10 protein-coding genes are annotated in these 11,936 nt (G+C 44.4%); 7 read left to right on the forward strand and 3 right to left on the reverse strand.

Annotated features, from left to right (window positions below):
* Nucleotides 1-4 precede the first annotated feature (4 nt).
* The 6 genes from LQZ07_RS00865 (at nucleotide 5) to LQZ07_RS00890 (ending at nucleotide 7,301) form a co-directional block, all read left to right on the forward strand.
* Entirely contained in the window at nucleotides 5-4,285 is a 4,281-nt protein-coding gene (locus tag LQZ07_RS00865; RefSeq protein WP_152783817.1) for an RHS repeat-associated core domain-containing protein, read from the forward strand.
* An 8-nt stretch (nucleotides 4,286-4,293) separates the two neighbouring features.
* Nucleotides 4,294-4,680, forward strand: coding sequence for a hypothetical protein (locus LQZ07_RS00870; protein WP_152783815.1), 387 nt, complete (start codon nucleotides 4,294-4,296; stop codon nucleotides 4,678-4,680).
* A gap of 118 nt (nucleotides 4,681-4,798) precedes the next feature.
* Nucleotides 4,799-5,671, forward strand: a complete 873-nt coding sequence (locus LQZ07_RS00875; protein ID WP_152783813.1) for a hypothetical protein — start codon at nucleotides 4,799-4,801, stop codon at nucleotides 5,669-5,671.
* 2 nt (nucleotides 5,672-5,673) lie between these two features.
* On the forward strand, nucleotides 5,674-6,390 hold the full coding sequence (locus LQZ07_RS00880; RefSeq protein WP_152783811.1) for an ATPase: 717 nt from the start codon (nucleotides 5,674-5,676) through the stop codon (nucleotides 6,388-6,390).
* Nucleotides 6,384-6,833 (forward strand): hypothetical protein, encoded by a 450-nt coding sequence (locus LQZ07_RS00885; protein ID WP_152783809.1) that lies wholly within the window; start codon nucleotides 6,384-6,386, stop codon nucleotides 6,831-6,833. Before LQZ07_RS00880 ends, LQZ07_RS00885 begins: the two co-directional genes overlap by 7 nt.
* 18 nt (nucleotides 6,834-6,851) lie before the next feature.
* Complete coding sequence (locus LQZ07_RS00890; protein ID WP_152783807.1) at nucleotides 6,852-7,301, forward strand: lysozyme inhibitor LprI family protein; 450 nt, start codon at nucleotides 6,852-6,854, stop codon at nucleotides 7,299-7,301.
* A gap of 24 nt (nucleotides 7,302-7,325) precedes the next feature.
* Here LQZ07_RS00890 and LQZ07_RS00895 read toward each other — a convergent pair whose 3' ends face one another.
* Nucleotides 7,326-7,622 carry a hypothetical protein gene (locus LQZ07_RS00895; RefSeq protein ID WP_152783805.1) on the reverse strand — a complete coding sequence of 99 codons (297 nt, stop codon included), beginning with the start codon at nucleotides 7,620-7,622 and terminating at the stop codon, nucleotides 7,326-7,328.
* Nucleotides 7,623-8,050: 428 nt separating this feature from the next.
* Between LQZ07_RS00895 and LQZ07_RS00900 the strand changes: the two genes are divergently transcribed.
* The gene (locus tag LQZ07_RS00900; RefSeq protein ID WP_152783803.1) at nucleotides 8,051-9,082 is read left to right on the forward strand and encodes a DUF1214 domain-containing protein; all 1,032 of its coding nucleotides are present in this window, start codon (nucleotides 8,051-8,053) and stop codon (nucleotides 9,080-9,082) included.
* Nucleotides 9,083-9,131: 49 nt separating this feature from the next.
* On the opposite strand, the gene LQZ07_RS00905 is transcribed toward LQZ07_RS00900, so the two are convergent.
* The gene (locus tag LQZ07_RS00905; protein ID WP_152783801.1) at nucleotides 9,132-10,319 is read right to left on the reverse strand and encodes an NAD(P)/FAD-dependent oxidoreductase; all 1,188 of its coding nucleotides are present in this window, start codon (nucleotides 10,317-10,319) and stop codon (nucleotides 9,132-9,134) included.
* A 69-nt stretch (nucleotides 10,320-10,388) separates the two neighbouring features.
* On the reverse strand, nucleotides 10,389-11,915 hold the full coding sequence (locus LQZ07_RS00910; protein ID WP_152783799.1) for a copper resistance protein NlpE N-terminal domain-containing protein: 1,527 nt from the start codon (nucleotides 11,913-11,915) through the stop codon (nucleotides 10,389-10,391).
* Nucleotides 11,916-11,936: the final 21 nt, after the last annotated feature.

An 11,936-nucleotide genomic window follows, 5' to 3' on the forward strand; every position in this document is an offset into this window, starting at 1 on the left:
CAGTATGGATGGAACCCAAAAAGAAGTAGTCACTGGAATTGACGGCTTTGCTTATGACTTTTTTACCGGCAAACGTAATGTGGGCAACAAGCCTGCGTTTAGTGATGCCGAAAAAGCAGCAGCATTTTTAGCTAACTTTGCAGGTGCTGCTGATAGCAACGGCAAAGGCTTACGCCGTTTATACCGTTTGGTCACTACTACGCCGGCTGGCGATCCGCATCAGAAATTAATTACCGCGTTAACGAATGGTGAGGTGTGGTTTCAGCGCCAAGCTGAAAAAGCTATTCCTCAACATTCTCCAGCTTCGAGGCCCTCTTGGAGTTCATCCGTCCCAAATGAACCCAAAGCTCCAGGAGGGCGCTCGAAGACCCAACAGCAAGGTAAAAACCAAAATAGCAGTGATGACGTCACTCAAGCTGTTGACCATCCCGATACTCAAACTTGCGGTGATCCCATTGTAATGAGCAGCGGTGAAGAGGTACTGCAATTAGACGATGTATGCTTGCAAGGTCATCGTGAGTTAGTTTGGCAGCGCACTTATCGCTCAAGTCTTTCGCATCAAGATGTGGGTTTAGGTTTAGGCTGGCGAAGTAATTTTCACTACAGTTTGGAACAGTTACAGGGTGAGCAAGCGGGTTGGTTGTTTACCGATGCACTAGGGCATCAGCAGCATTTTCCTTATGTGGTTGTCGGCGCTAAAAGTAGTCAGGTTAAATCGGGCATGGTGTTGCAACATCAGCTTGAAAACATTGTTATTAGCAGTGCCAATGGCAAAACTTTGCAGTTTTCTAAACAGCAAGAGCAGTGGCTGCTTACCAAAATCAGTGATGGTGTCGATACGCATTATCGACTTAGCTACTCCGTTGCTCCTCGCTTAACCCAGATTGAAATCAACCATAGCCAACAACTGTTCCTACGCTATGACCTAGAAGGTAAGCTGGTTGAATTACTCAGCTCTAAAGCCGAAACAGCGCAAAGCTATGCAAGTTATACCTATGATGAACAGGGGCATTTAAGTACTGCGACCAACCGTTTGGGTCAGCAGGAACAGTATCGTTATCAGCAAGGTTTATTGATTCAACGAACCCGCGCTTCGGGGTTTTCTCACTACTTTTCTTGGGACGGCAGTGAGCAAAACGCGCGTTGTATAGAACAATGGGGCGATAACGAGCATTATCACTATCGATTTGAGTATGAGCTAGAGCAAGGCCTTAGCCGCAGCTTTGATAGTTACGGAAACTGTTGGACTTACTGGCATAATTCACAAGGTCAAATCCTTAAGAAAGTTTCGCCCGACGGTGCTTGTTGGTTATTTGTATACGATGAACTACAGCGCAAAATTAGTGAAACAGACCCAAATGGCGCGACAACTCGTTACCATTACAATGCACACGGCCAGTTAGACGCTGAGCTAGCGCCAAATCAAAATCTTACTCGTTATAGCTATAATCGCTTGGGTTTTGTTACACAGGTTGACTATGCCGACGGCTCATCGCTTAAGCGTGAGTACAACAGCCTTGGTTTGTTAACCACAGAAACCGATGTACAAGGTGTGGTGACCGAATACCGCTACGATGCGCAAAGCCGTTTGGTGAGTAAAACTGCCAGTAACCAGCCTAATCAACAATTTTGGTGGAATGAGCAAGGCTTGTTGAGCGCCAAACAAGTAGGTGAAGCGTTAATTCGCTATAGCTATAACGCTATTGGTGAGTGCAATGGTGAAGTAGATGGAAAAGGCTGGGTTGGCCAATACAAACGCGATGAACGTGGCAACATTATTGAGGTCTTGTCTTATCATCAGGATTCGCCAGAGCAATGTCAGCGTAGGGCCTATCGCTATGATGAAGCAGGGCGAGTGACTAAAGTGACCGACTCGCTAGGGCGTAGTACAAGCTACGAATATCAAGGCTTGTCGCAGCCAGCTAAACAGATTAACCCCGACGGTTCATGGTTGGCTTTTTGTTACGATAAAGAACGTAATCTTACCGCCATTTCACGCAGCGACGAGCAGGTTTATCAACTGGAATATGACAGTTGCGAACGTATTAGCAAAACCATTGGTTTTGATGGCCGCGAGCAGCATTACCAATACAACCTAGCGGGTCAGCTTACTCAAGTTGCAGAAAATAGTGAGCGGCTGATTCAGCTAAAACGCAATTCTCTAGGTCAGGTAACCGAGCAGCGCAGCACCGCTAATGGCATTACCCTGATTAACGATTTTACCTATGACTTACAAGGTAAGTTGAGCCAAGCCAACAATGCTGCGCGCAAACTACGTTTTAGCTACTTCGCTAATGGCCAGTTGCAAGAAAACTGGCAAGACAATTGGCAATCTATTTATCAATTGAATTCACAAGGATTGCGCAGCCATACTCAACTTCCCGACGGCAATGCCTTAACTTATCGCTACGATGAACAAGGGCGTTTATCTGCGATATGGTTTAACCAGCAGCCTGTGATAAGTCGCAGCTTTAACGCTGCTGGTGAAGAAGTAAGCCGCGAGCTAAGCAAGCACCACCAACTGCATCATCACTATGATGCACAAGGCCGCTTGTTAAGCCAGCAATGGCAGTTAGAGCAACCTGAACAGGCTCCAAGCCGTATTGAGCGTCATTACCGTTTTGATGCGGGCGATCAACTTTTAGGCGTGAGCGACAGCGAGCTGGGCGATAATAACTACAGCTATGATGCACTTAGCCAACTTACTAAAGCCACTAGCCACAATGCCAATAACCAGCAATTTGAGCTGGATAGTTTTGCCAACCCCAAACAAGCCGACATGTTGGGTGACAAGCTGCTGGGTGATGACCAGTGTAGCTACCGTTATGACCGCTACGGTAACCAAGTACTCGCCAGCCAAAGTAAGGTGCGTCAGCAACGCGTATTTAATGGCTTAAACCAACTGGTTTGGCTTAGCCAAGGCCGCGATAATACCGTTTACCACTACGATGCCCTAGGCCGCCGCAGCTGCAAAATTACTGCCCAAGGGCAAACCGATTATTTATGGGAAGGTAATCAATTGATTGGCGAACACAGCCAAGGCCAATTTACCTGGTATGTCTACGAGCCCAATAGCCACCGCCCCTTAGTGATGATTAAACAAGGTCAGGTTTATCATTACCACCTCGACCATATTGGTACGCCTGTTCGCTTAAGCGACGAGCAAGGCAAGATAGTATGGCAAGCCCATTACCAAGTCTATGGTTCGATAGAGCAACTAAGCGTTAAGCAAATAGACAACCCGCTGCGCTTTCAAGGCCAATACTTTGATGAAGAGAGCGGCCTTCACTACAACTTTCACCGCTACTACTGCCCGCAGCAGGGCAGGTACATACAACAAGACCCAATTGAATTACTCGGTGGCTTAAACCTTTATCAATACACCCCAAGCCCAACTAACTGGGTAGACCCCTTAGGGTTATGTAAAGAAGATGGTGCCCCTTTAGCTGCTGGACTGCCATTATTGGCGCCAGCAGCACAGCCGCTAGCATCATCTGGCTCTCAAGTATTAGGTCAATATGTAGGCCGTCAAGCGGCTAATCAGTCGGTTTATGCTGCGGCTAGCTCATCGCCACTAAGAGGGCTAATACCAAAAACACCGTGGCTAGCCTTGGTTTACTCACCTAAGCTCGGTTCAGAGCAACTAGTGATGGGGGCAGACGGTACTGAGTACAGAAAGAACTCGATGGAAATGGTGTACAACGCCACTTCCCCGGAAGGCGACTCGTGGCATACCTATGATCCACAAGAAGATATGCAGTATCGAACTTGGTTGGCAAATGGTGGCGATGGTAGTCTTGAAGAGTGGAAGTCTCGCGGTAAGCCCTCTGAGTTAGTGGATAGCGTTCCAGATAAGTCTGTCGATTTAAATGCAATTGCGACCAAAAATGTTGGTAATGTTACTGCACCCATTGATTTCGATGGCCACATTCTTAGTGGAGAAGTCAAATCAAATGGAAATGTCGTTGGTGGTCATTCGACAGCGACAGGTAATGTACGTGTGATACCAGGAACTGAGTCTCAACCAAATGCTCAAGGTGTATATACCGCGCAGATTGAAGTACCAGACCCGTCTAGTCCTGGTGATTTCTTACCAAAAACTAATAACGGTGGTATATCTACCATGTTTCCAGATTCGTGGTCTGCAGATCGAATTAAAGTTGAAGTGGATGCTGCTTACCAAAATAAGGTGGTTACTGGAAATAAATGGAGTGGTGTAACACCTAGTGGTGTTACTGTCGAGGGATGGTTAATACCAAAGACTACAGTCTATCCAAAATATTAGGATTAAATATGAAAGTTACGTATTTATGGGAAGGAGCAGAGAGCACACTTTCCCCAAGCTGTAAAACTGAAACTGTTAATAGTGATGGGTTCAGCCTCCTTTCTTGCCTTTTAATGGATGACGGAGGTATTCCTTATTCTCAGACTATTCCTTGGATTGAGGAAGGAGTCATGAAAGTCGACTCAGTCTTAAGCGGTAAAGCAGTATCTTCTAGTTGGGCTAGAGAATCATGGGGAGTATTGATAACTCTAGACGTTGCCAAAATATACTCAATTCATGATGAAACTTATTTTGAGGAGCTTACTCTTCAACAGTTTAGAAATGCTCTTGTTTCATGGGAAGCTTTTTTAGAGGCAAAGCCAAACACTAGCGAACAGAAAACTATTGAACTGTAACTTGCATAGTAAATGAGGCTGAGTTGCTTTTAGCTTCTCCGCGCAAAGGTAACGCTAGCGTTGTCGCTCGAAAGTAACCATTCGAAATTTTAAATATGGCTGTGTACAAGGAATAACAATGGCTAAGTTACAAATCACCCAGTCAGTAGGTATTGGTGGTGTGAATAAACCTAATGACATAAAAGCGGTACAAGCCGCTCTAAATAAGTTGCTTGGATTAATCCCCCCGACTAATAAGTTGGTGGAGGACGGCAAATTGGGCTCAAAACCAGAAAATTCTAAAACCGTAGCGGCGATTAAAGCTTTTCAAAAGAAAGTTGTGGGTATGGTTCGCCCTGATGGGAAAATTGATGCAAATGGTAAATCGCACCGTAAAATTAATGACAAGTTGAGTGCGTTAGCTTCAGCAGCGGTTGTTCCCATATCTGGCATTATGAAAGCGAAGTTGGTAAAAGCTATTGAACAGCAGGAAGGGCGAGTACCGCATATGTATCTTTGCACAGAAGGTAAAGTTACCGTCGGTGTTGGCCATATGATGAAAGATGTCAAAGCGGCGCAGAAAGTACCATTTGTTCTAAGTGATAGCGGGAAAGCAGCAAGCGCTCAGGACATTGAAGATGAGTTTAAAGCTATTAAAGTTCGGCCTTTTGGAAAATCTGAGCCCCATTTTAAGTTTAAGCCATTTACTAAACTAATTGTGTCTGAGTCGTTAATGGATGAACAGATAGATAAGCATATAAAAGCTTTTGAGAAGGAGCTTAAAATCGTTTACGGCGCTACGGAGTTTTCAGCGTACCCAAATGAAGTAAAGCTGGCTTTGTTTGATATGATTTTTAATTTAGGCATGACAACGTTAAAAACAGGCTTTCCAAAATTTAACAACCATATAAAAAATCAAGACTTTAAAAAAGCAGCGTTAGAATGTAACAGACCACAGGTTAGTGTTACCAGAAATGACTATGTCCGTGGCTTATTAAGGAACGCTAAATAGTTATGAATAAATTAACGATTCTAAGTTTGTTGGCCTTACTCGGTTGTCAAACTGCGGGGGCTGAAGCCAGTATTCCGGTCTATTTCAGCGAATATAATAAGTCTACGTCATTTTTTATGGATGCAATGACAGCCGACACTCCAGCCGATTTTATAGCAATGTATGAGTCTAATTGGTATTTTGAAGCCAGCTTGAAAAACAATGACGAAGATAGCAAAAACGTATCTTCTTGCTCAGACTTAGTTTCCAGTATTAAGAATGGATACACCTCACTAAACTCTTATGAGTATGGCTATATCTATGCATCTAATCATATATGTAAATCATGGCTAGAATTATCCAAGCTTTCTTCTGCAAAAAAGTCGTTTTTAGGTGATGTTAGCTTTGATAAACCCTTTGCTAAAAAAGCTCCCCCGCAATTAGCGTTGGTTATCTCAAATGAAACAGTGGAGCGATTAGCAACTGCAGCTAGCTGGAATGAAATGTTCCCCGTTCAGCGAGTGGAATCATTAAGCAGCGAACAAGCTATCTTCTATAGTGAAGGAAGTATTCAAAAGTTAACGCTAATGGCAAAAGGCGATTACAACAATGATGGCATTGAAGATATTTTGTTGTACATGGAGAATAGCGTAGAGGGTGGAAGTTACTCTTCCGTGTATGCTTATGTCCTTACGCGTTTATCTCCCAATGCACCATATACTTTGCTTAAACAATGGTAAAAACACATAAAAAGCTCTGGAAACAGAGCTTTTTGTATTTAAAAGTAATAACACTTCTTTTATCTCTATCTGTTTTTCTTCCCCTTGCCGCTTTAGCTTGTGAAAGCAGTATATTTGTATGCGAGAGTGATTCGCCTAAAAGCTTAAATCTGAGTGTTTGTGAGCTTAAGGGCTCCTTCTACCTGGAGCGGTTTGACTTACAAGGTAAGAAATTAGCTGAAAACGAAGTAAGTGTTGAGCTGGTGAAATCTAGTTATCATCGCTCGCTTGTTAATGAGCATAGTGCTGCATTTAGTATCAATGAACTCGATGTAGTACTAAGCGATTATCGAAGTGAGGAGCTTGGCGAGTTGGAAGTGGTTCTGAGCGTAACGATAGAGCAGGCTTTCGAAAGTGATTTTTATCTGTGTGAAGGTTCGAGTTTTAGTCGGCTCGTAGATTAATTTAACAAAGCTGAGGATGTGTTGAAGATACATTTAGTAAGTACTTTGCTTGTTGGCTGGTATGTTTTTTCAGCATGTGCCCAAGCTATTGATAATCCTGATGCCCCTAATTACTTAGGTGAGTTTGAGATAACTTCCGGAAAATATGAAGTGGCATTGTCGAATAGTGACAGCAAAAATGTAGACTTTATTTCAGAATATGCAGATTACCACGCATTTCTCGATAAGGAACTTAATAAGGCTTATACACTTCTGAAGACCGCGCTTAATGAGGAAGAATTTAAGTCATTAAAAGCTTCCCAACGTAAGTGGATTGCATTTAGAGACTCAGAGCTGCAATTTATCAACGAAAAATGGAATAGAGTCAATTTTGGTAGTTCTTATAATCTTTCTAGAAACGCTTATAAAGCTGAGATAATTAAAGCGAGAATTACTCAGCTGTATCAATACGCAAAAAATTATAACTAGGTTTATCCTGCAAACTGAAAGCGCCTAAAGGCGATCTATCGTTGGAATATTAAAGTAGGCATCGGGGTCGCTTTCTCTTAGTTGCTTGAGTTGGTTTTTGCGCTTTAGCCTTTCGCTAACGCTTTCGCCAAATACCGCTTGGTGTTCTGATTCTATGATGGCGTTTGCTTGCTCGGTGCTGAGTAAACCTAGTAACTTTGCTGCGTGAAACAGGCCTTCAACGCGGTACTTAAGTTTGTCATTTGGCTTACCTGCCTTGGTGTTTTCAAACACGCTACGCAGCTCTGTTTTGCAAAATGCTAGGTAGTTTTCTTTGTCCATGTCTGGCTACTCCTCATAAGCCCTAAAGCTAAAAGTATGCATTCTTAAATTCAACTTGTTAAACCATGTTCTTAACAGATCCGTTTATAGTGTGGAACCTGGGCTTATCTTCTAAAGCTATTACAGTCGCAATTTGTCAATTTTATGTTACTGGTGCTCTTACATTGAGTGAATAGAAGAGGGAGCCGCTTACTGCTCTCCAAGGTGGTGACGATGCTACTTGAGGCGATAGGTTTAAGGCACCTGTATTACTTCACCTAGTTTTGTTATTTCGGTTCTAGCAATTATATGTCTTTATTATATGGGTGGTTTGACACCTTTGTTCGGTGGTTTTTAACCTATTTAATAAACTCTTACACGAAAATGATTAATTAGTTAATAATTGGGGCAAACGTGCAATGAACAAATTAATGCTTAGAGGAATTTCAATGAATACATTTAAGATAAGTGCCTTTGCTGCTGTGGTTATAGGTTTATCAGCATGTTCTTCAGCTGATTCAGCATCGACAGAAACTGCCGAAGTGAGCAAATTGACTGTTACGAAAGAGAACTTTACTCATGCAGAGACGGCTCGTAACTTCCGTAACTGGGGAAGCAAGGGGGCAACTCACGAGTTTTTTATTATGCAGGGTCTTCCTCCACGCGGTAAGGCTGCTCCAACAGTGCAAATGAATGATGATACGCTTTACGGTGTAGCGATTGTAAAAGCGGTGAATGGCGAGGTTACCTTCTCTGTTCCCCAAACAAACAATTACATGGCTGTTCAGGTGGTAACTGAGCGCGGACACGGCCAGCACTATGTTGTTGAAGATGGCCACTATCAGCTGCCGGTAGAATCAGAATACGCGTTTATTCTTTATCGTTCAGGAACCGGGAATGGAATTGATGCTTCTCGTCAAGCACTAGAAAAAGTAAACACCGCAGATTTTAATTTTGCCACTGATTATCAGGTCCAGCCATATGATTACGCTGAAGTTGAAGCTTGGGTGAGCAAATATACTCAAGAAGTAAATCAAATGGATCGCTTTACTTACACCTTCCCTAGAACGAGCGATTTAGTGACTGACCAGCACCAGTGGAACCTAGAAAATGCGGCAGGCTGGGGTGGTGCTAGTCCAGAAGCTTACGTTGGTAATAAATACTCGAACAGCCCTCAATTGCAGGCGGATACTTGTTACAGCTCGACGTTTGAAAATCCACAGAACAAATTTTTTACGTCTATTACCGCCTATGATAGCGATAAGTACTTAATGGAAGGGGTGAGTAATGTTAACTCCCATACTTGGGTGGAAAATCAGGATGGTAGCATTACGGTATCGTTTAACTGCGGTGAGAGCGCAAAGAATAACATTGATACAAAAGGGGCTAACTTTACTTTCACTACTCGTCACTACGGTGTGAATCCAAAAGTAATGGAAGCTGCTGAAGATCCTATTATTGCAGCACTTAACGCAAATTAAGCCTATTTCAAGCTCTGCTAATTGTTGGCAGAGCTTGTACTCCCGATATTTAACAATCTAGGCCGCAGGCTACGCCACTGGCCCATGCCCATTGAAAATTAAAGCCCCCCAGCCAACCGGTTACATCCATTACTTCGCCAATAAAGTAGAGGCCTTTTACATTATTGGCTTGCATGGTTTTGGAGCTGAGTTCGTTAGTGTCTACGCCGCCTAGGGTCACTTCGGCGGTGCGGTAGCCTTCGGTGCCATTCAGGGTGATTTGCCAGTTGTTTAGTTTGGCAGCAATACTGTCGCGTTCGCCATGGCCTAGCTGATTAAGCGCTTTGGCTAGCGTGCTTTCATCAAATAAGGCTTCAACAAGGCGTTTGGGCAGCCATTGGCTTAAGGTGTTTTTTAGGCTTTGTTTGGGATGTTGCGATAATACCTGTTCAATCAAGGAGGCGGCATCTTGCTTGGGTAATAGGTTGATGCTTACCGCTTCACCGGGTTGCCAGTAGTTAGATATTTGCAATATAGCGGGGCCTGATAAGCCGCGGTGGGTAAATAATAGCGCTTCGCTAAATTGCTTGCCGTTAGCGGCAGTAATGCAACTTGGCACCGCGATACCCGAGAGGGCTTCAAAGCGCTCTTTTTGATCGCTATGCCAAGTAAATGGCACTAAACCGGCTCTAGTGGGCAGTACTTTAAGGCCAAACTGTTCTGCCAATTTGTAGCCAAATGGAGTGGCACCCAGTTTAGGCATAGATAGCCCGCCGGTGGCGATTACCATGGAATTGGCTTGGTAGCATTGACCGCCAGCGTGCACTTCAAACTGTTGTTCATCGAGTTGTTTTACGTATTTGATTTCGCTACGTAGGCTAATAGTAACGCCCGCCCAATCGCATTCGGTGAGTAGCATGTCTACAATGTCTTTAGCGCTGTCGTTACAGAACAATTGGCCATGATCGCGTTCGTGGTATTCGATGCCGTGGCGCTCGACCAACTCTATAAAATTGCTTGAGGGGTAGCGTGCAAGAGCGGATTTAACAAAGTGTGGGTTACCACATAAGAAGTTGTCTGGGCTAACACTCTGATTAGTAAAGTTACAACGACCGCCGCCACTAATAAGGATTTTTCGGCCTGCTTTTTTGGCGTTATCAATCACCAAAACCGAGCGCCCGCGATAGCCGGCGGTAGCTGCACACATCAAGCCTGCGGCGCCTGCGCCAATAATGATAACGTCGAATTGCTGTGTCATAACCTGCCCCTGAAAAATCAGGGGCATTGTACCGCTAGCCTAGGTATTGAGCTAGCAAATGATGTGAGCTTAGTTTAATGCTCGTCCAGCCCCTTTGCTAAAGGCTTCTGCATGGAAGGTAATCCCGCTTACTGGAGCTGGCTGTGGTGCTTCTGGTTGCATGCTTGGGTTAAGTGGGTAACTTAGGCCGTCGAAGCGCAGTAAACGCAGACCTGGAGTGGCTCCGCCGCCAGATACTTCTAGTAGTAAGTCTTGCCAGCGCGCATTGCTAGACGTAGCTAAAAAGAAGGGGCTGTGTACCAGTGTGGTTTTGCTTAAGAAACGGTGACTGTTATCTTTGGCTTCAAATATCAATAAGCTACATCCGCCACTACCGCACCAGTCTACATAGGTAATGATTTCGTCTTTGCCATCGCCATTTAGATCAAACTTCCACCATTGGTATTTGGTGCCGTTTAGTTCGGTGCGGTGCAACTTAAAGTATTGTTTTAAGGCTGCTTCAACTTCAGGGTCGTAGTCGCTGCTGGCCATTAAGGTAGCAGGTTCAAAGGTACGTTGGTGGTAGACTTTTTTGCTGGTGCCTAAAGCTACTGCAGGGCCATCCATTTTCATCATGTTTAGTCCAGCACTGCCTTGCTGTTGTGATTCTGGGTTACGTAAACGCAGTAGTCGCCCGTCCCAGTCAAATATCATGTCGCTTTTCACTTGCTGGTGGTTACTTTGGCTTAAGGTTAAGGCCAAGCTGGAATCATTAAGCGGGTACCAGTAGCCTTTCTCGCTAAAGGTTTTTTCTTCTTCAAGGTAGGTGTTTTGCAGTTCGGCACTAAAGTCAGCGTTTAGGCTTAAATCTACTACGCGACCAGAGCCAGATGCTGTGGGAAGTTTAACTTTGTAGTAGCCAGCAAGTTGCTCCACATTCTGTTGGAATGGGCGTCGTGCACAACCTTGGTAGATTTTGCCTTTATAGGTTAACTCGGCACTATAGGAATAAACGCTGTCCGCCATGGTATCTAAACACTGCTGTTTAGATACGCTGAGGTAGAGTTCGCTGCCCGCTTGCCAGTAGTGCAGGCCCTTATCAATGCCACTGCGAGTAATGGTTTTATTGGCTGCGCCCGACAGTGTGCTGAGTAACAACTTGTTGTCTTCTATATCTATTCGCCAGCCTGGCTCATTGCCCCAAGCACTAAGCTCGGCAATATCAAGCTTGCAGCCTGGGCCTTCAGAAGCCAAGTATTGCCATTCATCTGGGGTGATCTTGGCCAAGTAATCGGCTTGAGGCGCTTGCTTGCCCACGTTGGCAAAACGGCCCATAAGCTCTACGTAGATGCTTGCGTTGTTTGCAAAACGGCCAAGTACTTGTTTATCTGCTGAAGACAGTTCAACCCAGTATTGTTTATCCCCCTGACAAGGAGTGAAGATAGCGCCTGGTGCGCTTAGGGTGAGGCTCCCTTTTAGCGGAGTAAGCGGGTTAAGTTTTACCGGTACCTTAACGGGCTCTACTTTTTTTGGCGGTTCCGGCGGAGGCGTTTGGGAGCACCCTAACAATGTGATACAACTAAAAATTGCTAAGCTAAGTGTTTTAACAAGCCTCATTACCTTTCCTTAAGATGACAA

The organism is Agarivorans sp. B2Z047, assembly GCF_023373605.1.
Classification (GTDB): domain Bacteria; phylum Pseudomonadota; class Gammaproteobacteria; order Enterobacterales; family Celerinatantimonadaceae; genus Agarivorans; species Agarivorans albus.

What these genes read in the sequence shown, in the direction of transcription:
- LQZ07_RS00865 (WP_152783817.1), top strand. Translation starts at nt 5, where the DNA reads ATGGATGGAACCCAAAAAGAAGTAGTCACTGGAATTGACGGCTTTGCT.
- LQZ07_RS00870 (WP_152783815.1), top strand. Translation starts at nt 4,294, where the DNA reads ATGAAAGTTACGTATTTATGGGAAGGAGCAGAGAGCACACTTTCCCCA.
- LQZ07_RS00875 (WP_152783813.1), top strand. Translation starts at nt 4,799, where the DNA reads ATGGCTAAGTTACAAATCACCCAGTCAGTAGGTATTGGTGGTGTGAAT.
- LQZ07_RS00880 (WP_152783811.1), top strand. Translation starts at nt 5,674, where the DNA reads ATGAATAAATTAACGATTCTAAGTTTGTTGGCCTTACTCGGTTGTCAA.
- LQZ07_RS00885 (WP_152783809.1), top strand. Translation starts at nt 6,384, where the DNA reads ATGGTAAAAACACATAAAAAGCTCTGGAAACAGAGCTTTTTGTATTTA.
- LQZ07_RS00895 (WP_152783805.1), bottom strand. Translation starts at nt 7,622, where the DNA reads ATGGACAAAGAAAACTACCTAGCATTTTGCAAAACAGAGCTGCGTAGC.
- LQZ07_RS00900 (WP_152783803.1), top strand. Translation starts at nt 8,051, where the DNA reads ATGAATACATTTAAGATAAGTGCCTTTGCTGCTGTGGTTATAGGTTTA.
- LQZ07_RS00905 (WP_152783801.1), bottom strand. Translation starts at nt 10,319, where the DNA reads ATGACACAGCAATTCGACGTTATCATTATTGGCGCAGGCGCCGCAGGC.
- LQZ07_RS00910 (WP_152783799.1), bottom strand. Translation starts at nt 11,915, where the DNA reads ATGAGGCTTGTTAAAACACTTAGCTTAGCAATTTTTAGTTGTATCACA.